The 25,170-nt window shown below is 66.2% G+C and carries 20 protein-coding genes; 18 read left to right on the top strand and 2 right to left on the bottom strand.

Annotated features, from left to right (window positions below):
* Nucleotides 1-11: 11 nt before the first annotated feature.
* The 14 genes from F2P44_RS10430 to F2P44_RS10495 are packed head-to-tail and all read left to right on the top strand — an operon-like array spanning nt 12 to nt 16,261.
* Nucleotides 12-209: a CbtB domain-containing protein gene (locus tag F2P44_RS10430; protein WP_167086641.1), complete on the top strand. Its 198-nt coding sequence runs from the start codon at nt 12-14 to the stop codon at nt 207-209.
* A complete protein-coding gene (locus tag F2P44_RS10435) occupies nt 200-952 on the top strand; it encodes a CbtA family protein (protein WP_167086642.1) in 753 nt (250 codons plus the stop codon). Before F2P44_RS10430 ends, F2P44_RS10435 begins: the two co-directional genes overlap by 10 nt.
* Before the next feature lie 3 nt (nt 953-955).
* Nucleotides 956-1,294: a (2Fe-2S) ferredoxin domain-containing protein gene (locus F2P44_RS10440; RefSeq protein WP_167086643.1), complete on the top strand. Its 339-nt coding sequence runs from the start codon at nt 956-958 to the stop codon at nt 1,292-1,294.
* Nucleotides 1,281-5,354 carry a cobaltochelatase subunit CobN gene (locus F2P44_RS10445; protein ID WP_167086644.1) on the top strand — a complete coding sequence of 1,358 codons (4,074 nt, stop codon included), beginning with the start codon at nt 1,281-1,283 and terminating at the stop codon, nt 5,352-5,354. The genes F2P44_RS10440 and F2P44_RS10445 overlap by 14 nt, the downstream gene beginning before the upstream one ends.
* A gap of 10 nt (nt 5,355-5,364) precedes the next feature.
* Nucleotides 5,365-7,248 carry a magnesium chelatase subunit D family protein gene (locus tag F2P44_RS10450; RefSeq protein ID WP_370662668.1) on the top strand — a complete coding sequence of 628 codons (1,884 nt, stop codon included), beginning with the start codon at nt 5,365-5,367 and terminating at the stop codon, nt 7,246-7,248.
* A 28-nt stretch (nt 7,249-7,276) separates the two neighbouring features.
* Nucleotides 7,277-7,981, top strand: coding sequence for a cobalt-precorrin-7 (C(5))-methyltransferase (locus tag F2P44_RS10455; protein ID WP_099880323.1), 705 nt, complete (start codon nt 7,277-7,279; stop codon nt 7,979-7,981).
* Nucleotides 7,978-9,588, top strand: a complete 1,611-nt coding sequence (locus F2P44_RS10460; protein WP_167086646.1) for a precorrin-8X methylmutase — start codon at nt 7,978-7,980, stop codon at nt 9,586-9,588. Before F2P44_RS10455 ends, F2P44_RS10460 begins: the two co-directional genes overlap by 4 nt.
* Complete coding sequence (gene cbiD, locus F2P44_RS10465) at nt 9,575-10,723, top strand: cobalt-precorrin-5B (C(1))-methyltransferase CbiD (RefSeq protein ID WP_167086647.1); 1,149 nt, start codon at nt 9,575-9,577, stop codon at nt 10,721-10,723. Before F2P44_RS10460 ends, cbiD begins: the two co-directional genes overlap by 14 nt.
* The gene (gene cobI, locus F2P44_RS10470) at nt 10,720-11,457 is read left to right on the top strand and encodes a precorrin-2 C(20)-methyltransferase (RefSeq protein WP_167086648.1); all 738 of its coding nucleotides are present in this window, start codon (nt 10,720-10,722) and stop codon (nt 11,455-11,457) included. The genes cbiD and cobI overlap by 4 nt, the downstream gene beginning before the upstream one ends.
* On the top strand, nt 11,458-12,240 hold the full coding sequence (gene cobM / locus F2P44_RS10475; protein WP_167086649.1) for a precorrin-4 C(11)-methyltransferase: 783 nt from the start codon (nt 11,458-11,460) through the stop codon (nt 12,238-12,240).
* Nucleotides 12,237-12,992, top strand: coding sequence for a cobalamin biosynthesis protein (locus F2P44_RS10480; protein ID WP_167086650.1), 756 nt, complete (start codon nt 12,237-12,239; stop codon nt 12,990-12,992). Before cobM ends, F2P44_RS10480 begins: the two co-directional genes overlap by 4 nt.
* Nucleotides 12,992-14,545, top strand: coding sequence for a precorrin-3B C(17)-methyltransferase (cobJ, locus tag F2P44_RS10485; RefSeq protein WP_167086651.1), 1,554 nt, complete (start codon nt 12,992-12,994; stop codon nt 14,543-14,545). Before F2P44_RS10480 ends, cobJ begins: the two co-directional genes overlap by 1 nt.
* Entirely contained in the window at nt 14,542-15,645 is a 1,104-nt protein-coding gene (locus tag F2P44_RS10490; protein ID WP_167086652.1) for a CobW family GTP-binding protein, read from the top strand. Before cobJ ends, F2P44_RS10490 begins: the two co-directional genes overlap by 4 nt.
* Before the next feature lie 43 nt (nt 15,646-15,688).
* The gene (locus F2P44_RS10495; RefSeq protein ID WP_167086653.1) at nt 15,689-16,261 is read left to right on the top strand and encodes a HupE/UreJ family protein; all 573 of its coding nucleotides are present in this window, start codon (nt 15,689-15,691) and stop codon (nt 16,259-16,261) included.
* Here F2P44_RS10495 and F2P44_RS10500 read toward each other — a convergent pair.
* The gene (locus F2P44_RS10500; protein ID WP_167086654.1) at nt 16,258-16,974 is read right to left on the bottom strand and encodes a hypothetical protein; all 717 of its coding nucleotides are present in this window, start codon (nt 16,972-16,974) and stop codon (nt 16,258-16,260) included. The two genes, F2P44_RS10495 and F2P44_RS10500, sit on opposite strands and share 4 nt — an antisense overlap.
* Nucleotides 16,975-17,575: 601 nt before the next feature.
* On the opposite strand from F2P44_RS10500, the gene kaiC reads away from it, so the two are divergent.
* From kaiC to F2P44_RS10520, 4 genes are all read left to right on the top strand, one after another.
* Entirely contained in the window at nt 17,576-19,321 is a 1,746-nt protein-coding gene (kaiC, locus tag F2P44_RS10505) for a circadian clock protein KaiC (RefSeq protein WP_167086655.1), read from the top strand.
* Between the two features lie 2 nt (nt 19,322-19,323).
* On the top strand, nt 19,324-19,611 hold the full coding sequence (locus F2P44_RS10510) for a circadian clock KaiB family protein (RefSeq protein ID WP_167086656.1): 288 nt from the start codon (nt 19,324-19,326) through the stop codon (nt 19,609-19,611).
* On the top strand, nt 19,608-22,352 hold the full coding sequence (locus tag F2P44_RS10515; protein WP_167086657.1) for an EAL domain-containing protein: 2,745 nt from the start codon (nt 19,608-19,610) through the stop codon (nt 22,350-22,352). The genes F2P44_RS10510 and F2P44_RS10515 overlap by 4 nt, the downstream gene beginning before the upstream one ends.
* A 92-nt stretch (nt 22,353-22,444) precedes the next feature.
* Entirely contained in the window at nt 22,445-23,233 is a 789-nt protein-coding gene (locus F2P44_RS10520) for a substrate-binding periplasmic protein (protein ID WP_167086658.1), read from the top strand.
* Between the two features lie 24 nt (nt 23,234-23,257).
* Here F2P44_RS10520 and F2P44_RS10525 read toward each other — a convergent pair whose 3' ends face one another.
* Entirely contained in the window at nt 23,258-25,078 is a 1,821-nt protein-coding gene (locus tag F2P44_RS10525) for a sensor histidine kinase (RefSeq protein WP_167086659.1), read from the bottom strand.
* Between the last annotated feature and the right edge of the window lie 92 nt (nt 25,079-25,170).

Here is a 25,170-nt window from a genome sequence, read left to right on the forward strand (position 1 = left end):
GAAGGAATGCCATGTCGTCGATCCGCAGCGTCATCACCACCGCCGATGAACAAGTCCCGTTTGCCGCCATCAAGGAGCGCATCGTGCAAGCCATGTGCGCTGCCAGCCTTGGCGCCGTGCTGCTGTTCGGCGCCGGCTTCGCCTCGATGGAAGCGCTGCACAACGCCGCGCACGACAGCCGCCACTCGGCCGGCTTCCCATGCCACTGATTCGTACCGCGCCCGCAGCAGGCCTGGGAACCTTCAACCGCATTCTCGCCAGCGCAGCGGCGGCCGGCGTCCTGGCCGGCCTGCTGCTGACCGGCGTTCAGCAACTGCAAGTGGCGCCCATCATCCTGCAGGCGGAGGTGTTCGAGAGCGCCGCGCCGAAGCCATTGGAGGTGGCCGCACCGCACAGCCACGCCGACGCCACCCCGCACGAGCACGCGCAAGAGGGCGCCCATGAACATGGCGGCTGGCAGCCGGACGACGGCTTGGAGCGCACCTTCTACACGGCGGTAGCCAATATCAGCGCGGGCGTCGGCTTCGCGCTGCTGCTGGCGGCTGCCATCAGCCTGCATGGCGGCGCGAGCGGCTGGCGCGCGGGCCTGCTGTGGGGCGCGGCCGGCTACACGGCGTTCTTCGTGGCGCCTTCGGTCGGCCTGCCGCCCGAGCTGCCCGGCACCGTCGCGGCGCCCCTGCTGGCGCGCCAGATGTGGTGGACCGCTACCGTCATGGCCAGCGCCGGCGGGCTGGCGCTGCTGGTCTTCGCCAGGAACTGGCCGCTCAGGATCGCTGGCGCGCTGCTGCTGTTCGTGCCGCACCTGGTCGGATCGCCCCAGCCCGCAGTCCATTCGAGCAGTGCACCGCCCGACCTGGCGCGCAGCTTCCTGTACGCGACCTTGCTGGCCAACGCCGCCTTCTGGCTGGCCATGGGCGCGCTGGCTGGCTACTGCTACAAGAAATTCGGCTGACCGATGCGCACCCATGACCGGCACGTTTTCATGTGCGTGGGCCCGCGCTGCACCGAAAACGGCGTGCAGGCGCAGGCCGTTTTCGAGCACATGGGGCGCGAGATCGACGCGCATCCGGAGCTGTGCGTCAAGCGCACCCGCACGCATTGCATGGTCGCGTGCCGCAATGAAGGGCCGATCGTGGTGGTGTATCCGGAAGGTGTGTGGTACCGCCGCGTCGACGAAGCGGCGGCCGCGCGCATCGTGGCTGAGCACCTGATCGGCGGCGCCGAAGTGGCGGACCTGATTTTCCATCGCATCTGCGAAGGCGACACACTCGTGGCGGACAATGACATCATCTGATTTTCCTCAAGGCCCGGCGCACATCGCGCTGCTTACCCATGCATCGAACGACCTGGCTGTCCTGCACCACGCAGTAGGCCAGCTGCCGCCGGAATTCGGCGCGGTGGCGGGCGTGAGCCTGCAGGGGCTCGACGCCGACGGCGGCGCCACGGCGCTGCTCGCGCGCGAGGTGCAGGGCGCGCGCATCATCATCCTGCGCGTGCTCGGGCGGCTTGGCAGCGTGCCCGGTTTTACCGACCTGGTCAGCCACGCGCGCCGCCACGGCCAGCACCTGATTGCAATCAGCGGCACCGGCGAGCCCGATCCCGAGCTGGCTGCGGTATCGACCGTCGCACCCGACGTGCTGCAACAGACCCTGAATTACTTCCATTGCGGCGGCAGCGGCAACCTGGCGCAGTTGCTGCGCTACCTGTCCGACCATCTGCTGCTGACTGGCTTTGGCTTTGAAACCGCGCTGCCGCTGCCGGAACACGGCATCTATCACCCGGACCTGGCGCAAGGCGCCGGCATCGACGACTGGCTGGCGCTGCGCAAGTCCGGCGCGCCGAGTGCCGGCATCGTGTTCTACCGCGCGCACTGGATGAGCGGGAATACGCGCTTCATCGACGCGCTGCTGGACGCGCTGGAAAAGCGTGGCATGAACGTGCTGCCGGTGTTCACGTCCTCCTTGCGCAGCGGCGCGGGCGCTGGCGGGACGCTGCCCGACGCGCTGCGCTACTTCAGCGACGCGCGCGGCGTGCATATCGATGTGCTGATCAACACCACCTCGTTTGCGATGGGCGAGATCACGCCCGGCGGCCCCACGCCTGCCGGATGGTCGGTCGGCGTGCTGGAAGCGCTGAACGTGCCGGTGCTGCAAGCCATCACCAGCGGCATGACCCTGCCGCAATGGGAGCAGTCCGCGCGCGGCCTCAATCCGCTCGATACTGCCATGAACGTGGTGCTGCCCGAATTCGACGGGCGCATCATCACCGCGCCGGTGTCGTTCAAGTCGCGCGCCGCCGGCTTGCAGGGTGACGCGGTCGAATACGAACCGGTGCCGGACCGGGTGGCGCGCGTGGCCGGCGTCGCCGCGCGCTTTGCACGCCTCAAGCAGGTACCGAACGCCGAGAAGCGCGTTGCCTTCATGTTCACCAATTCGAGCAGCAAGGCTTCGCAGATCGGCAATGCGGTCGGACTGGACGCGCCGGCCTCGCTGATGCGCATTCTCGACGCCATGAGCACCGCCGGCTACGATGTCGGCCAGCCGCCTGCCGACGGCACCACCCTGATTCACGACCTGGTGGCACGCTGTTCGTACGACCAGATTTACGTGACGACGGAGCAGTTGCGCAACGCCGCCGGCCGCGTGCCCGCCGCGCAATACGCAACCTGGTTCGCCGAACTGACGCCCGACATGCAGGAAAAGATGAGCACCCAGTGGGGCGCCGCGCCTGGCGAAGCGTATGTGTGCGACGGCCACCTGGCGCTGGCCGGCATCGAATTGGGCAATACCTTCGTCGCGCTGCAACCGCCGCGCGGCTACGGCATGGACCCGGATGCGATCTACCACCAGAGCGACCTGCCGCCGACCCACCATTACTATGCCTTGTACCGCTGGCTGCGCGATGTCTGGCGCGCCGACGCCATCGTCCACGTCGGCAAGCACGGCACCATGGAATGGCTGCCCGGTAAGGGCGTGGGCCTGTCGCAGAACTGCTTCCCGGACGCCTTGCTGGGCGACCTGCCGCTGTTCTACCCGTTCATCATCAACGATCCGGGCGAGGGTTCGCAGGCCAAGCGCCGCGCGCACGCCGTGGTGGTCGACCACCTGACGCCGCCGATGACCACCGCCGATACCTACGGCGCGCTGGCGCAGCTGACGCAGCTGGTCGACGAGTATTATCAGGTCGAAGTGCTGGACCCGGCCAAGCTGCCGCTGCTCCAGCAGCAGATATGGGAACTGGTCAAGCAGACCAACCTGAATGCCGACCTCCAGGCGCGCCTGCTGCACCACGATCATGACCACGACCACGACCATGGGCACGGCCATCACCACCATCACGATCATGACCATGACCACGACCACGATCATCACCACGAAGACGATGGCGAACTCCCGGCCGCACTGGCGTCGATGGGCGGTTCCGACGTGGCCCACCTGATCGAAGACCTGGACGGCTACCTGTGCGAACTGGGATCGGCCCAGATCCGCGACGGCCTGCACATTCTCGGTGGTGGCCCTGACGCGCAGCAGATGCCGGCCATGCTGGTATCGCTCACGCGCCTGCCCAACCTGGATATTCCGGGCCTTCAGGCCGAGGTGTCGAAGCTGTTCGGCCTGACGATGGACCTGCTGCTCGACCAGAAGGGCCGCCGCATCAACGTGGTTCCCGCACTCGCGCGCCTGGCGCAGTGTGCGGTGGTCACGCGGTCGGACGCGCTCGATGCCATCGATGCGCTGTGCCTGCGCCTGTTTACCGAACTTGCGGCGCGCGATTATCGCCCGGCCGGCATCGATGAAGTGCTCAACCTCGTCTTCGCCGATATCGACGGCGACGCGGCGGCCGCGCCGCTGCTGCAACCGGCCCTGCGCGCCAAATCGACTGTGCTGTCGCAAATGGGCAAGCCGCGCGTGGCGCCGGTGCGCGTCGCCGCAGCCCCGGCCGCGCCGGCATCGAACCGCTTCGACGCGCTGCGCAAGGTGCTCGGTTTCGCCTGCAGCCAGCTGGTGCCGAACCTGGCGCGCGCCACCGACGAAATCGATAACCTGATCAACGGCCTGTCCGGCCAGTACGTGCCGGCCGGCCCAAGCGGCTCGCCTACGCGCGGCATGGCGCACATCCTGCCGACCGGCCGCAATTTCTACTCGGTCGACCCGCGCAGCGTGCCGTCGCAATCGGCCTGGCGCGTTGGTCTGCAACTGGCGCACGAGGTATTGACGCGCCACGAGCGCGAAACCGGTGAGTATCCCGAAAGTGTCGCCATCAGCATCTGGGGCACCAGCGCGATGCGCACCCACGGCGACGACGTGGCCCAGATCCTGGCGCTGCTCGGCGTGCGCCCGGTGTGGCGCGCCGAAAGCCGCCAGGTGAGCGGCGTCGAAGTGATCCCGCTCGACGAACTGAAACGCCCGCGCATCGACGTCACGACCCGTATCAGCGGCTTTTTCCGCGATGCGTTCCCGCAGCTGATCGACCTGATCGACGACGCCGTGAACACGGTAATCCAGCTCGACGAACCGCTCACGCACAATTTCGTGCGCAAGCACTACCTGGCCGAACTCGGTGGCTGGATCGAACAGGGCTTGAGCCAGGAAGAGGGCGCGCGGCGCGCATCGTACCGTGTGTTCGGCGCCAAGCCGGGCAGCTACGGCGCCGGCATCCTGCCGCTGATCCAGCACAAGAACTGGGACGCCGACGCCGATTTCGCCGAAGCCTACGTCAACTGGGGCGGCTACGCCTATGCGCGCGGCGAACAGGGCGCCGACCAGCGCGAGGCCTTCAAGGTGCGCCTGTCCGGCGTGCAGGTGGCACTGCACAACCAGGACAACCGCGAACACGACATCTTCGACAGCGACGACTACCTGCAATTTCATGGCGGGATGATCGCCACCATCCGCGCACTGACCGGCCAGCAGCCGCGCCACTACTTCGGCGACAGCCACGACCCGGCGCGCGCCCAGGTGCGCGACCTGAAAGAAGAAACCCTGCGCGTGTTCCGCTCGCGCGTGGTCAATCCCAAATGGCTGGCCAGTATCCAGCGCCATGGCTACAAGGGCGGGCTGGAACTGACGGCCACCGTCGACTACCTGTTCGGCTACGACGCCACGGCGCAGGTGATGGACGACTGGATGTATGAAGACGTGGCCCAGGCCTACGGCTTCGACGACGACATGCAGCGCTTCCTGGAAGAAGCCAACCCGTGGGCGCAGAACGCCATTGCGGAGCGCTTGCTGGAAGCGGCCAGCCGCGGCATGTGGGCCGAGCCGCGCCCGGAAACGCTGGCCAAGCTGCGCGAGCTGTATCTCGATAGCGAAACCCTGCTCGAAGCGCGCGGCGAAACGGCACGTAATGGATAAGATGAACATCATGAATTTCCCGTTTGCGGCCATCGTCGGCCAGCCGCAGTTGCAGCGCGCGCTGATGCTGTGCGCGGTCGATCCCGGCATGGGCGGTGTGCTGATCCGGGGCGACAAGGGGACCGCCAAGAGCACGGCGGCGCGCGCGCTGGCCGACGTGCTGCCGCACATCGGCACCGTGGCCGGCTGCGCCTACAATTGCAGCGCCGGCGCCCCATCCGAACATTGCGAGACTTGCGCCACCGGCACGCCGCGACTGGCCCCCGTGCCGTTCGTGACCTTGCCTTTGGGCGCCACCGAAGACCGCGTGATCGGCAGCGTCGACCTGGCGCGCGCATTGCAGGGCGGCCAGCGCGTGTTCCAGCCAGGCCTGCTGGCGGCGGCGCATCGCGGCGTGCTGTATATCGATGAAGTCAACCTGCTGGCCGACCATCTGGTCGACGTGCTGCTCGATGTGGCGGCCATGGGCGTCAATTCGGTGCAGCGCGAAGGGCTGTCGATCCGCCACCCCGCGCGTTTCACGCTGGTTGGCACCATGAACCTGGAAGAGGGCGACCTGCGTCCGCAACTGCTGGATCGCTTCGCGCTGATGGTCGAAGTGGCGGCGCCGCGCGACAAGAAGGTGCGTTCCGAAGTCGTGCGCCGGCGGATTGCCTTCGAGGCCGATCCGGCCGCTTTCGGCGCCGCGTGGGACGAACAGCAGCAGGCACTGCACCGCCAGCTGCTTGAGGCCCAGCGCCTGCTTCCGCAGGTAACGCTGGACGACGCCATGTTAGAGCTGATCAGCCATTTGTGCTGCGAGTTCGAGGTGGCCAGCCTTCGTGCGGACATCGTCATGCATAAAGCATCGCGCGCGCTGGCAGCGCTCGACGGCCGGCTTCAGGTGACGCCGGCCGATTTGCGCAGCGCGGCCGAACTGGTGCTGCCGCACCGGCGCCGCCGCAAGCCCTTCGAACAACCCGGCCTCGATCATGACCGGCTCGACGAATTGATGCGTGATGCCGCGCCCCCGCCGCCTGCGCAGGATGACGCCGGTGAAGCGGACGACGGCGAACAAACGCCGTCCGGCGAGCAGGGCGAAGAGCAGGTGTTCGCCGCCGCGGCCAGCCCCGCCGCGCCGCGCATCGTGGTTGAATCGGCCGCAGGCCACAGCAGCGCGGGCCGCCGCAGCGAAGCGATGGGCGCCGCGCGCGGACGCGTGGTGCGGGCCGTGCCCGACGAGCAGCCGACCAGCATCGCCATCGGCGCCACCTTGCTCAGCGCCGCGATGCGCGAGCCGGGCCACGTGCAGGTCACGCGGGCCGACCTGCATCAGCAGATCCGGGTCGGCAAAAGCGCCAACCTGATCCTGTTCGTGGTCGACGCCTCTGGCTCGATGGCTGCGCAACGCCGCATGGAAGCGGTCAAGGGCGCAGTTCTTGCTTTGCTGACCGATGCCTACCAGCGGCGCGATACGGTGGCCGTGATCTCGTTCCGTGGCCAGTCGGCGCACCTGCTGCTGGCGCCGACGGGTAGCGTCGAGCGCGCCGAACAGGGCCTGTCCGAGTTGCCGACCGGCGGGCGCACGCCCTTGCCGCACGCGCTGCACCTGGCGCTGGAAACGCTCGAAAAATCTGCCCATCGCGCTCCGGCGCTGCTGGTGCTGCTCACCGACGGCAAGGCCAACGTGGCGCTGGCGGCCGATGGCGATGCCTGGCGCGAGTCGCTCGACCTGGCCGGAAAGCTGGCCGAACGCGGCGTGCCGGCGCTGGTGCTCGATACCGAGAGCGGCTACCTGCGCCTCGGACGCGCCGCGCAACTGGCGCAAACCCTGGGCGCCGAGTGCCTGACGCTGGAGCAGCTATCGGCCGACAACCTGGCGCTGACGATCCGCGCGCGCCTGGCACCAACCTGACAATACGCATATTTAGGAGCAGTTTCACATGATCATTTGCATAGGCGCGGGACCCGGCGACGTCGGCTACCTGACGCAGCGCGGCGCGCAGCTCATTCGCGAGGCCGATGTGGTGGCCGGTTTCGACGCGGTGCTGAACGTGGTCCAAAGCCTGATTCCGGCCGAGGCCCAGGTCATCGGCATGGCCTACCGCGACCAGGTCGCGCAGCTCGATGAGGTGGCGCGCCTACATCATGCAGGCAAGCGCTGCGTGGTCGTATTCATGGGCGATATCCATTTCAGCGGCTTCCAGTACCTGGAACGGGTCGAACGCGCCTGCGGTCACCCGGTCGAATCGCTGCCCGGCATTTCATCGGCCCAGATCCTGGCATCGCGCGCCAAGGTATGCTTCGACGAGACCACCTTCATCACCTTCCACCGGCGCGGCGACCTCGATCCCTTCAAGCGTCATCTGGTGCACGTGCTGCAGGACCAGCGCAACGCGATCGTGATCCCGTGTCCGTGGGATGCGGCGCGCTCGTTCATGCCGTGGCATATCGCGGCCTACCTGCTGGAAAACGGCATTTCGCCCGATCATCCGACCGAAGTGTGGGAAAACCTGACGCGCGGCGAAGCCGAATGGCATGGCAGCCTGCTGGAATGCGCCAGCCATACCTGTTCCGACATGAGCATCATGCTGATTCGCACGCTTGCGCCGATGGCCAGCCAGATCGAGGCGGCGCCCGCACCATGACCCAAACAGAAAAACCCGGCATTGTCGTCGCGGGCCACGGCAGCCGTGACCCGGACGCCGTGCGCGAATTCGAGGCGCTGGTCGAACTGGTACGCGCGCGCGCGCCGGACGACGTGGTGACCCACGGTTACCTGGAGTTTTCCAGCCCGACCATTGCCGAAGCGGTGCAGGCCAACCTTGCCGCAGGCACGCGCCAGGTGGCAGTGGTGCCAGGCGTGCTGCTGGCCGCGCGCCACGCCAAGAACGACATGCCGGCAGAAGTGCAAGCCATGGCGCGCGATTATCCGGACATCGATTTCCATTTCGGCGCGCCGATGAACCTGCATCCGCAGTTGCTGCAACTGGCGCAGGAACGCATCGTCGAAGCCGAGGCCACGTCGCCGCTGACGGTGCGCCGCACCGACACCTGCCTGGTGCTGGTCGGGCGCGGCACCACCGACCCCGACGCCAATGGCGAAGTGTCCAAGCTGGCACGCATGCTGGAAGAGGGAATGGGCTTCGGCGGCGTCTACGTATGCTATTCGGGCACGGCGACGCCGCTGGTGGCCGACGGCCTGCGCGCGGCTGCCCGCATGGGCTACCAGCGCTTGGTGGTCTTGCCCTTCTTTTTGTTCGACGGCGTGCTGGTCAAGCGCATCTACGCGGCTGCCGACGATTTGCGCGAGCGCGAACCGGGCCTGGAAGTGCTCAAGGCCGGCTACTTCGGCGTGCATTCGCATGTGGCCGACGTGATCATCGAACGCGCGCGCGAGGCGGTGGCCGGGCGCGCCGCCATGAACTGCTCGCTGTGCAAATACCGCGTGCAGATCGTCGGCTTCGAGCAGCAGGTGGGCGAGCCGCAACGCGCGCACCATCTCGCGGTGCGCGGCTTGCTGGCGCAGGTGCCCGCTACGGCGTCCGCTACGGCGTCCGCTACGGCGCCCGCTACGGCGCCCGAGACGGCAGCCGCGCCAAGCTATGCCCCGTACGAGCCGCATCCGATCGAGGCGGAGAGCTTCCGCATCATCGCCGCTGGGCGCGACTGGTCGGGCTTCCCCGCCTCCCATTTGACGGTGCTGCAACGGCTGGTGCACACCAGCGGCGACTTCGGCGCCGTCGACGATATGTACTTTTCGCCGGGCGCGGTGGAAAGCGGCATCCTGGCGCTGCTGCGCTGCAAGCGCGTGCTGACCGACGTGACCATGGTGCAGACTGGCCTGAAGCGCCAACTGCTGGAACAACTCGGCATCGACACCTGGTGCGGCGTGCATGACCGCGAAACGCACCTGATGTCGGCGGCGGAAGGCATCACGCGCTCGGCGGCGGGCGTGCGGCGCGGCTGGCAGAAGTTCGGCAATGACGTGGTGCTGGCCATCGGCGACGCGCCAACGGCGATTGCCGAAGCGGCACGCCTGATCCGCGACCATGGCTGGCGCCCGCAACTGGTGATCGGCCTGCCGGTCGGCTTTGTCGGTACGCGCGAAACCAAGGACGAACTGCGGCGCTGCCTGCAAGTGCCGCGTATTACCAACAGCGGCACGCGCGGCGGTTCGCCATGGGCGGCGAGCGTTGTCAATGGCCTGATGATTGACGCGCTCAATCAGCTTGCAGGGTATGAAGCACGTTGAACGGGTCCAGTTCGATCTTGCCATCCCGGCCTTAAATGGCCTGCGGCGCGGCCGCACGACAGGCAGTTGCGCCACTGCGGCGGTCAAGGCGGCACTCGACCTGCTGCTGCACGGCGCGCGCCGCGATACGATCAGGGTCAGCCTGCCCGACGGTGTGCATTATCTTGAAGTGCCGCTCCAGATGGTCGATTGGACCGATAGCGGCACGGTGCGGGCCGAGGTGCTGAAAGATGGCGGCGACGATCCGGACAACACGCACGGCGCCACCATCTTTGCCGAAGTACGGCGCAACGATGCGCGCGCGGTGCGCTTTTTTGCCGGGCGTGGCGTGGGCACGGCGACCCGTCCCGGCCTGCGTGTCGCCGTAGGCGAGCCGGCGATCAACCCGGTGCCGCGCCAGATGATGCGGCGCGCGGTGGAAGAAGTGCTGGGCGACGCCATGGCGGAGCCGCCCGACAGCGGCTTCGACCTGACCATCGGCTGCGAAAACGGGGAAGTCATCGCGCGCAAGACTTTCAATCCGCGCCTGGGCATCGTGGGCGGTATTTCGATACTCGGCACCTCGGGGATCGTCGAACCGATGTCGCTGTCGACGTGGATTGCGTCGGTCGAGGTGTATGTGCGGGTGGCGCTGGCGGCGAGCACCGAGAGCGTAGCTTACCTGCCTGGGAAGATCGGGCGCGAATTCGCCAGCGGCGTTTTGGGGCTGCCGGACGAACGCTCGGTGCAGATCGCCAATTTTCTCGGCGACGCGCTGGACTTCACCGAAAAGGCGCTGCGGGAGGATCGGCGCAGCCTGGACGTGCTGTGGCTCGCCGGCCACCCCGGCAAGCTGGCCAAGGTGCTCGACGGGTTTTGGGATACGCATTCGAGCAAGAGCAACATGGCAATGGCCGGCGTCGCGCGCGTGGTCGCGCAGATGGGTGGCGACGCGCAACTGGTACACGATATTGAAAATGCAAACACAGTGGAAGCAGCAATGGAACGTTTAAAGAGTGAGCCTTTCGCGCAAGCGGTGTGGATCGAGATCGAACGCCGCATCGGCATGCTCGCGCACGCGCGCGTGCCGTCGGTGAAGCGCCTCGAAGTCCGCCTGTTCGACCTGGCCGGCAACGCGCTCGGGGTGGACGCATGAGTATCGGCACCCGCATCGGCACCCTGTGGGGCATCGGGGTCGGCCCCGGCCCGGCCGGCTACCTGCCGCTGGCGGCGCTGGACGCATTGCGCCGCGCCGACCTGATTTACGCGCCGCGCGCGCGCGGGGCCGAGCTGTCGGTTGCGCTCCAATGCCTGGCCGGGATCGATATCGACCCCGCCAAGCTGCGCGAGATCGAATTCAACATGGACCCGGACCGTTCGGTCCTGAGCGAGCATTATGCGCAACTGGCCGACGCCATCGCGCAGGAGCTGTGCGCCGGACGCGACGTGGCCTACCTGACCATCGGCGATTCGCTGACCTATTCGACCTACGGCTATGTGCTGGCGGCCCTGCGCGCGCGCATTCCGGACCTGCCGCAACGCACCTTCCCGGGCATTACCAGCTACGCGGCCGCCGCGTCGGCGCTGGCATGGCCGCTGGGGGAGGGCAAGGAACGGGTGTTGATCTTGCCATGCCCCGAAACTGCGGAAGAACTGCGCAGCGACATTTTGACCCACGACATCGTGGTGCTGATGAAGGTCGGTGCGCGCCTCGGCTGGGTGCTCGACCTGCTGCGCGAGATGGGCATTGCCGATCACTGTGCTTTTGCGCGCCGCATCGGCCTGCCCGGCGAGCTGCTCGCCTCGGGCGTGGGCGACCTTGTGGCAAACGATGCGATGGGCTACCTGGCCACCTTGCTGGTGCGCCGTCAACCACGGCAGGAGAGATAAATGAAAGTGTACTTCGTTGGAGCGGGCCCCGGCGCCGCCGATTTGATCACCCTGCGCGGCGCGCGTTTGCTTGGCAGCGTCGACATGGTGCTGTACGCCGGTTCGCTGGTGCCGATCGAGATGCTGACGCACTGCCGCGCGGATGCCGAAATCATCGATACCGCCAAGCTCGATCTGGAGCAGCAGCAGGCTTGCTACGTGCGCGCCAAGGAGATGGACATCGACGTGGTGCGCCTGCACTCGGGCGATCCGGCCATCTACGGCGCCACCGCCGAACAGATGCGCCGTCTCGATGCGCTGGGGATCGCGTATGAAGTGGTGCCGGGCGTATCGTCGTTTACGGCGGCAGCGGCGGCCATCAGCGCCGAACTGACCAAGCCGGAAGTGTCGCAGAGCGTGATCCTGACGCGCGTCTCGGGCCGCGCATCGGCCGTGCCGGAACTCGAATCGATTGCGCGCCTGGCCGAACACCGCGCCACCATGTGCATCTTCTTGTCCGGGCCGCACCTGAAAAAGATCGTCGGCGACCTGTCGCTGCACTATCCGCAGGAAACGCCGGTGCGCCTGGTGTACCGCGCCACCTGGCCGGAACAGAAAATCTACCAGGGCACGCTCGGTACGGTGCTGGAAGATACCAAGCGTGGCGAGTGGAACCTGACCACCATGATGCTGGTCGGCGCGGCGCTCGACAAGGAGGTCGCCGTCGAATCGAGCCTGTACTCGAAGGACTTTACGCACCTGTTCAGGGTCGTCAAGAAGAACAAGGCGGAGGCGGCGTCGTGAACCCGGCGCCGGCCATCTGGCTGGTGCGCGCGCATGGCGAGGAACTGGCGGCGGTGCTGCAAGCGGCGCTGGGAGCCGAGGTGTATCGCCCGTGGCTGCGCGATGGTGTCAGCCACAAGGTGCAGTTTGGCGAATGCTACCGCCGCCACGCGCAGTGGATCGTGATCGGCGCGACCGGGATTGCGGTGCGTTTTCTGGACGGCCTGGCGCTTGATAAACACACCGACCCGGCGGTCGTGGTGCTGGACGAAGCGGGGCGCTTTGCCGTGTCGCTGCTGGCCGGGCATGAAGGCGGCGCCAATGCGCTGGCCTACAAGGTCGCGCGGACGGTCGGTGCGGCGCCGGTGGTGACCACCGCGACCGAGGCCCTGAAACCGCTGGTGGTCGGCATCGGCTGCCGCAAGGGCGTGCCGGCCGAGCGGATCGAGGCGGCGGTGCGCCATGCGCTCGGCCAGAGAAGTATTGAAGACGTGCGCGAAATGGCGACCGTGGACCTGAAAGCGAATGAACCAGGCCTGCTGGAATTTTGCAGCCGGTATGGGTTGCCGCTGCGCGTATTCGCGCGCGCCACGCTGGCGGCGCGCCCGTGGGTCAGCGTGCCGTCGGATTGGGTGCGCAGCAATGTGGGCCTCGATGGCGTGTGCGAACCGTGCGCGCTGGTGGCCAGCCCGCGCGGCGCGCTCGTGGTGCCAAAAACGTGCCTGGACGGCGTGGCCGTCGCGGTAGTGGAAGATAAATGGATGGAGATCTGATGAGTGGTGTATTGAATCTGGTGTCGGTCGGTCCCGGTTACGAGGACCTGATCGCACCGCGCGCGATTGCGGCGCTGAAGGACAGCGACGTGATCGTGGCGTATGAACTGTATTTGCGCTGGATCATGCCGCATGTGGAGGGCAAGGAAATCAACACGCCGCCGCTGACGCAGGAGCGTGAACGCGCCTTGCTGGCGATTGAAAAAGCCCGTGGCGGCGCGCGCGTGTCGCTCATTTCGAGCGGCGACATCGGCATCTACGCGATGGCGGCGCTGGCCTACGAAGAAATGAGCGAGGACGACACCTACCAGGTCAACCTGATCCCTGGGATCACTTCCGCCAACGCCTGCGCCTCGCTGCTTGGCTCCCCGCTGTCGCATGACTTTGCCACGCTCAGTTTGTCGGACCTGCTGTGCCCTTGGGAGTGGATCGAGCACCGCGCGCGCCACATCGCCCAGGCCGATTTGGCGTGCGTGATGTACAACGTGCAGAGCGCCAGCCGCCAGCAGGGCGTGTACCGCGTGCTCCAGCTGATGCTCGAATCGAAGGCGCCGCATACCCTGTGCGGCGTGGTCAAAAATGCATATCGTCCCGGGCAGGAAGTGAGCATCCACCGGCTCGACGAACTGCCGTCGCTGCAGTTCGACATGCTTACCACCATCGTGGTCGGCAACCGCTTCACCCAGCGCAAGCGCGGGCAAATCTTTACGCCGCGCGGCTACAACGACTGGGACGCCAAGGCCGACAGCACGCTGCCGCAGCGCCAGGAGCTGCCCGCTGGCGGCGTGTGGGTGTTTTCCGGCACCAGCGACGGCAATGCGCTGGCGGCGAAGCTGGCAACGAGCCAGTCGCGCCCGGTGGTGGTGTCGGCGGCCACCGACCATGGCGGCGACGTGGCGCTCAAGGCCTGTCCCGGCGCCACCGTCTGGGCCGGCCGCCAGGGCATCGAGGCGCGGCGCCAGGCGCTGGTTGCCAGCGGCGCGAAGGTGCTGGTCGACGCCACCCATCCTTACGCGACCAGCATGTCGGAACAGTTGATCGGCCTGTCGCGCGAACTGGGCATCCCCTATCTGCGTTACGAGCGGCCAAGCAGTTTCAGTGCGCTCGACGGCACCTTGTGCACCTCGCCAAAAGACGCCGCCGAACGTGCCATTGCGCTGGGCAAGCGCATATTCCTGTCCACCGGGTCGAAAGACCTTGCGACCTTCCTGCATGCCGATGGCACGGGCGACAAGCAGTGGTTTGTACGCTTGACGGCCGAACCGGAATTTATCGAGCGCGCGGTCGCCCTGGGCATTGCGCGCGAACGCATCTGCGCCATGCAGGGACCGTTTTCCGCCGATTTCAACATGGCCTTGTGGCGCGACTGGCACATCGACTGCGTGGTGACCAAGGATTCAGGCGATGCTGGCGGCTACGCGTCCAAGGTGCATGCTGCAAAAGCCCTCGGCATCCCGCTGCTGGTCATTGCCCGGCCGCGGGTCGACTACCCCGCCATATGCCGCAGCCTGGACGATCTGACCGCGCAGCTGGCGGCGCTGGACCTGGCATGAAGCAGCCGATTCCCGTCACCATCGTGACCGGCTTCCTGGGGTCGGGCAAAACGACCTTGTTGCGCAGCTTGATCGAAAAACGCCAGAGCCGCCGCCTGGCGCTGTTGATCAACGAGTTCGGCGAGATCTCGATCGATGGCGCGCTGGTGCGCGGCGAAGCCGGCCCCGACGACCAGGTACGGGTGCATGACTTTCCGTACGGGCTGATCGCGTACGGCGACGATGAACTGTTTTTGCCGACCATGCAGGCCATCGCCGCGCGCCGTGCGAACGTCGATCACGTGCTGATCGAAACATCCGGCCTGGCGCTACCGACCGCCATCATGGAGATGCTGCAAAGTCCCGAACTGGCCGGTGACTTCATCCTCGACGCGACGCTGGCGGTGGTGGACACGCCGCTGCTGCTGTCGGACCAGTTCGAGGCTGGCACCGGCAGCGACGCCGCCGCCACGGTGTTCGGGCAGCAGCTCGAATTTGCCGATGTGGTGGTGCTTAACAAGATCGACGCGTTAGACGACGACGCGCTGCTGCTGGCCGAGACGCGGGTGCGCGAGCGCGCGCCCAAGGTGCGTTTCCTGGAACTGGCGCACAAGGCCCAACTCGATATCCGCCTCGCGCTCGGCCTGCGCCTGCACCAGCCCACCCGCACCGAGCACGCGCACAGCTATACGCCGCTGGCCACCATGCCCGGCCCCGGCGCCGGGGTGCTGGCCGAGCAGGGACGCCTGAACGGGCATGCGCATTCCGGCCTCGCCGCGCATTCTCACGGGCTGGCCACGCACAAGCATTTTCACGAGCAGGATCCGGGCTGGCTATCGTTCGTGCTGCGCAGCGACGCGCCGCAAAGCGCCGACAAGCTGCGCCACGCCTTGCAGGAAGCGGTACGCCTGGAGCCGGTCTTGCGCAGCAAGGGGTTTATCCGCACCAGCGAGAGCGATCAGGCGGTGCTGGTGCAGGGCGTGCGTTCGCGTGTGATGATCAGCGTCGACGCGGTGCGGCCGGCCGCACGCCGCTCGGAACTGGTCATCATCGGCTATCACGCCAGCCGCACGCGCGTGGCGGCGCTACTATCGGAACTGACCGGCACCAATTGGCGCTAAGCGCGCCAGGCCATTTATTCTTTTTTCCATCTGGGAGCTTCACATGCAATCGACATTCATCCGTACCCTGGCGCTGGCGCCCTTGTTTTACTGCGGCGCGGCGTTGGCCCATCCCGGCCATGACGGCGGCTTGCTGGCCGGCCTGGCGCACCCGTTCTCGGGCCTGGACCACATGCTGGCCGCCGTCGCCGTCGGCATCTGGGCCGCGCAGCTGGGCGGGCGCGCCAGGTGGCTGCTGCCGCTGAGCTTCATCGCCTTGCTCGCCGCCGGCGGCATGATGGGCATGGCGGGCGTGGGCATCGCCGCACTGGAAAGCGCGATTATCGCTTCGGTGCTGGTGCTTGGCCTGTCGATCGCCTTCAAGGTCAAGCTGATGCCGGCGGCCGGCGCTTTGCTGGTCGGCGCGTTTGCGCTCGTTCACGGCCTGGCGCATGGCGCCGAAATGCCGGCGTCGGGCAGCGCCGGCTTGTATTTCATGGGTATCCTGGGGTCGAGCGCGGTGCTGCTGGCCGCTGGCATGCTGGGCGGCGCGGTACTGCGCCGGCAGCAGGCATGGCTGCGTGGCGCCGGCGCGCTGATCGCCCTCGGCGGGGTGTGGATCGGCGCCGCTTTTTAAGCAGGCTGCGCGTCCGCTGCGCTCATTCCCAGGGCCAGCGGGCCGCGCGCGCACAGGGCAATGTCCCAGTGCTGCGTTGTCAGGGCCGGGAACAGGACCGCGCCGGCCAGGACCAGGCGGCTGATCGCTTTCCACAGCGGGACCGGAATGTCGGCATCCATGCCGGCCAGGGTCCACGCGGCACGCAGGATGTGCGGGCCGTGCGCCGACATGGCCACGCTCACCCGCAGGCCGCCATGGCGCTGCGGCGCTGCCAGCTCCCGCAGCAGGTAGCCGCGCGCGCATGGCAGCTCAAGCAGCTGTACCAGATCGGCCAGCGCAATGAGCGCGCCGTTGCCGAGCACCGCCGCATCGCTGCTTCTCTCATAACTGATCGCTGAAAAGGTCTGCGCACCACCGTCGCCGCACACCGGCACGAACTGCAGGGGATAGACCGTCGTGTCGCTCAGGTAGCGGCGCGCATCGGCCGCGGTGTGCAGGGAGCGCACGCCGTCCAGCGCGCGGCCGGCGCAGTTGAACAGGGCGGCCACGCGCGGGCAGGGCAGGCTGTTCTTTTGCAGCGCGGCGTGGAACGCGATCTGGTCGGGCGCGCAGGCGCGCTGCCGCACTGGCGGGGGCGCAGCCGGCACGGCGTGCAAGACCCGCTGCACCAGCTCGTGCGCCTGCGTGAACACGCTTTTGTGCGCGTCGATGGCATCGCTGAGATAGGACATGGCGTTCCCCTTGCTGCGCGGTCGCGATCTGTGGAAATTGTGGAGTTACAATATTTCTTTAGATCAAGGTAACGCGAACAATCTGCAAGGAGTATGAGCTAAGCCAAGGTTTGCGTTGCCAGTGCGAAAAACCCACACCGCACTATCCGCCAGCAATGAATGGGGAATGCCGAAGTGATTTGATATTAACAAGGGATATTGTTGTTTTGGTCTGTTCATCGACACCAAGTAACATTACCGGAGCACGCGCGAGATTATGTCGGGAATGATGCGGCCGTTACCGGCGCCACAGCCGGATTGTCATGGCGCGACAGCGTGCGCGCCGCGCGTGCGCCTTTAAAACCGCCTGTTGTGGTGGCGGTTGTACAAAATTCCGCATTTCAACGTTAGAGCAATATTTCGAAATTTTTCATGCTATAGTTAATTGGCAATGTGTCTCCGAATGCTGCCATGGCAAGTCGCAAACCATCCTTCGGATTCCTGGCTTATTGGACGAAATCAATTTGTTATTTGAATTGTTGACTTGATATCGCGGTGCCCTCACGTGCCGTTTGTCAGCAATGGGACTGAGATGCATTTCTCAAATGAGAGTGAGCCTTCCATGCTACAAGCGCCAGTGTCGATACCGCAGCCGGATGCCTCCAAGGCGCGCTCGGGAATTACCGGGCTCGATGAGATGACCGGCGGCGGCCTGCCCCGCGGGCGCACGACGCTGCTGGCCGGCGGCCCCGGTTCCGGCAAGACCGTCGTGTCGCTACAGTTCCTGGTCAACGGCGCCCGCCAGTGCAAGGAGCCGGGCATCTTTGTCGCCTTCGAGGAATCGTCGCAACGCATCGCAGCCAATGCGCAAGGCTTTGGCTGGGGAATCGATGAATTGCAGAAAAACAAGGAGCTTTACTTCGTCGATGCCCAGCCCGCGCCCGATCTGGTCCTAACCGGTAATTTCGATTTGAGCGGCATGCTGGCGGTGCTCGACGTGCAGGTCAAGGCACTCAAGGCTAAACGGGTGGTGGTCGATGCGCTCGATATCGTGCTGGCGCTGCTGCCCGATCCCATGTCGAAGCGGCGCGAGATTTACCGGCTACACGACTGGTTGCTGGTGAATGGCTTGACCGCCATTATCACGGCCAAGGCTGGCGGCGACGCGACCGGTGCAATGGTCGAGCAATCGCTCGGGTTCATGCAGTTCATGGTCGACTGCTCGATCCTGCTCAATCATGGCGTGGTCCTTGGCGTGTCTCAACGCAATATCCGCATTCAAAAATACCGCGGCGCGGTGTTCGACGAGAATGAATCGCCTTTTTTGATCAGCAAGAATGGCTTCGAAGTTGCCGTCGCGCGGACCCTGGGCCGGCTCGATACGCTGGTCTCCAACGAACGGGTGTCGAGTGGCGTGGAGCGGCTCGATACCATGCTGGGCGGCGGCTATTACCGCGGCGCCAGCGTACTGATCACCGGCTTTCCCGGCACCGCCAAAACCACCCTGAGCGGCGCATTCGCCGAGGCCGCCTGCCAGCGCGGCGAGCGCACGATGTTCGTCAGCTTCGATTCCGACGGTTCCGAAGTCGTGCGCAACCTCAATTCGGTGGGCATCCGGCTCGAACCTTACGTCAAGAGCGGCGTGCTGCGCATGATCTCGGCGCGCACCATCACCGGCAGCGCCGAGACTTACCTGGGGCGCATCAAGGCGCTGGCCGAGGAACACGAGGCGCGCTGCCTGGTCATCGATCCGGTCTCGACCCTGTCGAAGTCGGGTAACGAGCTGACCGCGCACAACGTCGCCGAGCGCCTGATCGACTGGTCCAAGGGGGCCGGCACCACGCTCGTGTGCACCAGCCTGCTCGATGAAATGGCATCCCAGAGCGAGGGCAGCTCGCCGCTCCAGATATCGACCCTGGCCGATACCTGGATTCACCTGAACTACCTGGTCCAGGGCGGCGAGCGCAATCGCGGCATGTCGATCATCAAGTCGCGCGGCACCTCCCACTCGAACCAGGTGCGCGAACTGATCCTGAGCGACAAGGGCGTGACCCTGGCCGACACCTATACCGCCGGCGGCGAAGTCTTGATGGGCACGATGCGCTGGGAAAAGGAGAGCGCGGAACGGGTGGCCGCCGAAGTGGCCGAAGCGGCCGCCAGGCTCAAGAAAGTCCGGCTCGACGCCGAGGAGGCCGAGCTGGAGGTGCGGGTCAAGTCCCTGCAGTCCGAACTGATTGCCAAGCAGGCCGAGAAGGCCTTGCTCGCCAGCACCACCGAGGGCCGGGCCCGCGAACTGACGCGCGGACGCAGCGAGATGGCCGAACTGCGCGGGGCCGATGCGGCGCACCCGCCATCCGGTGCCGCGTAAGCATGCGTACGCCCACCTACATCTTCCACCTCTATGTGGCGGGCGACGCCCAGAATTCGGTGCTGGCGCGGGCCAACCTGCGCGCCTTGTGCGAAACCTACCTGCCCGAGCAGCACCAGATCGAGGTGCTCGACGTGTTTCGCGAACCGACGCGGGCGCTGGAGGATGCCATCTTCATGACCCCGACCCTGATCAAGCTCGCGCCCGCCAGCGTGCGCCGCGTCGTCGGCACGCTCAGCCAGACCGAGTCGGTCTTGCTGGCCCTTGGGCTGGACGATTGCCTGCCATGAACAGCGCCCAGGAGACCGAGCTGCGCTACGCCGAGGTGAGCGTCCTGATCGCCGCGCTGCACGCCAACGTGGCGCGCCTGGAGGAATTGACGGGCGGCGAACTCGATACCATCACCGACCACCAGGGCCAGCCATTCCTGCTGCGCCGCGCCCAGGCGCAACTGCGCCTGAACGATGCCAGCCGGCTCGATGCGATCCTCAATTCGCTGCCCGCCTGTATTGCGATCCTCGACGCCGATGGCGCCATCATGTCGGTCAACCTGGCGTGGGCGGCGTATGACACGCCGCTGGCCCTGGCCGCCGCCGGTCCGGGCCATGCGGTCGGCACCAAAGTCCTTGCGCAATGCGCGCTGGCCGGCGGCGACGGCGCCGCCCAGGCGCGCCAGGTGGCGCACGGGATCGGCCAGGTACTGTGCGGCGCCAGCCATCACTGGTCCTTCGAGTTGGCATGCAGGCCGGGAGGGCTGCCATCATGGCTGCTGCTCACCGTCACGCCCCTGGCCGACGAGAACCTGCACGGCGTGGTCGTGATGTACATGGATATCAGCGAGCGCAAACGGGGCGAGGACGAGCTGCGCCGCTTCCGCACGGCGATGGATTGCACCGATGATGCGATTTTCCTGGTCAATTGCAGCACCACGCGCTTTGTCGAACTGAACGCCGCAGCCAGCACGATGCTCGGCTATTCGCGCGAGGAATTGCTGGGCATGGGGCCGCGCGACGTCAGCGCCGAGTCGACCTGGTCCGAGATGGCGGCACTGTACCAGCGTCTCGTGGCCAATAGCGGCAGCAGCCTGTCGGACGAAATGGCGCTGATCCGCAAGGATGGCTCGCTGGTGCAGGTCGAGTTTCACCGGCAGGCCTTGCAGTCGGGGCCGGACTGGATCATCGTGGCCGTGGTGCGCGATATCAGCGAGCGCAAGGAAGCGGCCTTGCGCCTGCAGTACCAGGCCCATCACGACGGACTGACCGGCTTGCCGAACCGCACGCTGTTCTACGATAGCCTGACCCGCACCCTGCACCAGGCCTCCCAGCATGGCTGGATGGTGGCGGTGCTGTTTATCGATCTCGACAACTTCAAGACCGTCAACGATACCCTCGGCCATGGGGTGGGCGACGACCTGCTGGTCCAGTTCGCCAATCGCCTGCTTGGATGCGTGCGCGCGCGCGACACGGTCGGGCGCCTGGGCGGCGACGAATTCGGCGTGATCCTGGTGATGCAGGATGAAGTGAACGATGCCGCCGGCGTGGCGGGCAAGATCCGCGACGTGCTGCGCGTGCCCTTCGTGCTGGGCCAGCACGAACTGAACGTGACGGCCAGTATCGGCATTACCATGCACCCGCTGGACGCCTCCCAGCCCGACGAACTGATCAAGTACGCCGACACTGCGATGTACCGCGCCAAGCAGGCCGGACGCGATACCTTCCGCTTTTTCACGGCCCAGATGAATGTCGAAGTGCTGGCCCGGCTCGATCTGGAAAAAGCCTTGCGCAGGGCGTTCGAGAATGGCGAATTCGTCCTGCATTACCAGCCCAAGGTCGCGCTCGACAGCGGCTGCGTGGCTGGCCTGGAAGCCTTGCTGCGCTGGGAGCGGCCGGGCTATGGCCTGGTCGCGCCGGATGTGTTCATCGGTTCGCTCGAAGAAACCGGGCTCATCTTGAAGGTAGGCAGCTGGGTCATCGACCAGGCCTGCCGCCAGGTCGGTCAATGGCTGAACTCGTCCGTGGGGGCGCTGCAAGTGTCGGTCAATGTGGCGGGACGCCAGCTGGCCGAGGGCGACGTCGATGGCGATGTCATCGCCGCGCTCGAACGCCATGGGGTGCCGCCCGAACTGCTGGAGCTGGAATTGACGGAAAGTTCCCTGATGGTCAACACGGAACGCACGATCAAGACGCTCAAGGATTTGAAACGGCGCGGGGTGCAGGTGTCGATCGATGACTTCGGCACCGGGTATTCCAGCCTGGCCTACCTGCGCCGCTTCCCCATCGATAAACTGAAAATTGACATCGCCTTTATCCGCGAAGTGATCAGCAATCCGGACGATGCTGCCATCGTGCAGGCGATCCTGGGCATGGCCCGCAGCCTGAAACTGCAGGTCGTCGCCGAAGGCGTCGAGACGGCCGCCCAGCTGGCCTTTTTGAAACGCAATCGCTGCGACCAGGTGCAGGGCTATTTCTTCAGCCGGCCGCTGGCGCTGCCGGAACTGGAGGCGCTGCTGCGCAAGGACCGCCAGATGCAGCTGCCCGCGCCGGCCGCGCCGTCCTACCGCAAGACCTTGCTGCTGGTCGACGACGACACGCACCTGCTCTCCTCCTTGCGGCGCCTGCTGCGCGACGACGGCTACCATATCCTGTGCGCGGGTTCGGCCGCCGAAGGGTTCGACCTGCTGGCGCGGCACTGCGTGCAAGTGATTATCTGCGACCAGCGCATGCCGGACATGAGTGGCACGGAATTCTTCGACCGGGTCAAGGAAATGTACCCGGACAGCTTTCGGATCGTGCTGTCCGGTTATACCGACCTGGACTCCATCATGAAGGCCGTGAACAAGGGGGCGATTTACCGTTTTTATACCAAGCCATGGGATAACGCGGTGTTGCGCGCGGACTTGCGCGAGGCGTTCCGGCACTATGGCCTGTTGCATAATATTCAAGCGGGCGACAACAAGTGCGACTGCTCGGCCGGCGGCCGGCTGCCGGAGGCTGCCGCCCAGCTGTCGGGAGCGGAGAGCCCTCCGGCGTGAGCGGCGGCCCGCGTGCGTCCGCCATACAAGAATGGACGGTCTTGCTCAATCAGCGTATGCGATCCATGACATGCCAGCCAGGATGGCGCCGCTTGGCCGCCATCGCGGCGTTCAAGGGCGTGCTTGCCGGTGCGCTGTGCGGGTGCTGCGCCGCCGCCCATGCCGCGGGCGCGCTCACGCTGTATGCCCTTGAGTGGGCTCCGTATAGCTGGAAACACCCGGGCAGCGGCAAGGTGGGCGGCATCGCAAGCGATATTGTCGAGGAGCTCATGCGGCGCGCCGGTGTGCATGCCGGCCCGATCGACACCGTTCCCTGGGCTCGTGGCCTGGCATTGACGGCGGCTACCCCGGATACCTGCCAGATCATGGTGGGCAGGACCGCGGAGCGCGAGCAAAAATTCAAGTGGATCGGCCCGATCGGTCATAGCCGCTGGATGTTTTTTGGCCTGCGCGACAGCAACATCAGACTGCGCCAGCTGCACGACGCCCGCCCTTATCTGGTTGGCACGATCATCGACGATCTTTCCATTCCCATCTTAAAGAGCAATCACATCCGGGTTGCGCTGGTGGCCGCGGATCATCTTAATCCGCCAAAATTGCTCAGGCGCCGGATTGACCTGTGGGCGAGCGCCGAGCTGCCAGCCACTTATCTGATGCGCGAACAGGGCTTGGGCGAGGTCGCGCCGCTGCTAACGTTTGCCACCATCCCCATGTTCGTTGCTTGCAACAACAGCATGCGCGATGACGAGGTGGCCCGGCTCAATGGCATCGTCAATGCCATGATTGCCGACAAGAGCATCGAGCGGATTTATCACGCGTACGGGTTCAGGGATGCGGCGCCGGGCGCGCCGGTGCCGGAACGGCGCCGCCAGAGCCTGTAGCGGCCGGCGCTGCGGACGGGCGCCTCAGGCCACGCTGGCGCCTTGCGCCATGGGCATCGCGCTCATGTCGGCTGCGCGCATGTCCGCCGCCGGCAGTTCGATGGTGAAGCGGCTGCCCTTGCCCACGCCCTCGCTGTAGGCCATCACGCTGCCGCCGTGCAGTTCCACCAGTTTGCGCACCAGCGCCAGGCCCAGTCCCAGGCCGCCGGTGGTCCGGTCCGGCGTGCGCCGGCCTTGCGAAAACAGCTCGAAGATGCGCGGCAGCAGTTCCGGCTCGATGCCGTTGCCGTTGTCGCTCACCTCGATGCTGATGCGCTCGCCGTCACGCGCCAGCGTCACCCTGATCGCCGATTGCGGCGGCGAGTACTTGGCGGCGTTGACCAGCAGGTTGGTCAGCACCTGGATCAGGCGCGTGGCGTCGCCGCGCACCCAGTATTCTTCCTCGCCGCAGACGGTGTCGAACTGGTGCCCGCCCTTGTGCATGCTGCCCATGGTTTGCTCGACGGCAGCGGCCAGGATGGCGCGCAGCGATACCGGTTTCTTTTCCAGCGTGATCAGGCCGCGCGTCACGCGCGAGACGTCCAGCAAGTCGTTGACCAGGTGGTTCATATGGTCGACCTGGCGCGAAATGATCTCGCCCGCCTGGCGCATCTGCTCGGGCGAGATATTGGGCATCCTGAGCAGATGGGCGGCGGTGCTGATCGGCGCCATGGGATTGCGCAATTCGTGGCCGAGCATGGCGAGGAATTCATCCTTGGAGCGGTTCTGGCCCTCGGCGATTTCGCGCGCCTGCTGCGCTTCGGACAGCAGCCGTTCGCGCTCGGCCGAGGCGCTGGCCAGCAGGTGGGCGCCGAGGTACACGTTCTGGTCGAGCCGGTCGACTTCGGCAATGCCGGAATACTGGGGCAGCCGGGTCGGCCCGCCCACCATCGCCCGCGCCGCGTCGCCGGTGCGGGCAATCGCCTTGCTCACGCGCGCGCTGAACAGCAGGGCGGCGGCGCCGGCCAGCAGCAGGGCGATCAGCAAGCCCGACACCGAATACAGCACCGTGCGCCGCGCGGTGCCGTCGATGGTGGCGCGCGGCGAGGACATGGCCACCCACCAGCCCGACACGGTGGACGCGGTCAGCATCGCGTAGCGGCCGTCCGGCGTCTTGACCAGGCCGTTTTCGCGCAGGCGGATGGCGACCAGCACCGGCGGCGGCGCCAGGCTGCCCACGGCCGCGTGCTTGCCGTTGCTGGCCAGCAGGCGGCCGTTGCGGTCGTACACGGCAAAGTGGTTGCCCTCGGCATCGGGCGCGGGCAGGGCGCGCATCAGGTCGTCGGCGTCAAAGCCGTAGCCGAGCACGTAGCGCACGCCATTCTCGAGGAACACCGGGTAGTTGACTTCGACCACGTACGTGTCGGGCAGTTTGCCTGGTAGCAGGTCGGAGATGGCATACGCCGAGCTGGAGAGCATGTGCTCGATGCGCGCGCGCTGCCTGGCGCGGGTATCGGGCAGGTGGGTGTCGGACGCGATGGCGGTATCGACCAGCAACTGCCCGGTATCGTCGTACAGTTCGATGTAGGCGCCTTCGTTGCCGGCCATGGTGCGCGCCTTCATGCCGAACTGGGCCAGTTGGCCCGATTCCAGCTTGTGCGAGCTGCTCAGCCCGCGGATGAGGCCGATGGCCTGGTGCCACTGGCTGTCGACCGCGATCGAGGTGGCGCGCGCCGCCAGTTTCATGGAGAGGACGGCGGCGTCGCGCTCGGCCTGGATCAGGCGGCTCAGCGGCACGGTGGAAAACAGGATCACCGGCGCCAGCGCCGCCACGATCATCATCGCAAGGAAGGACCGAATCTTCATGTTGACTCTTTCGGGAGAACATTTCAGCGAGCGAACCCGCTTAGGCGTTGCATCCCGTCAAGCTTAGCATGTCTTGACCGTCAACATTCCTA

The organism is Massilia frigida, assembly GCF_011682175.1.
GTDB lineage: Bacteria > Pseudomonadota > Gammaproteobacteria > Burkholderiales > Burkholderiaceae_D > Telluria_A > Telluria_A frigida.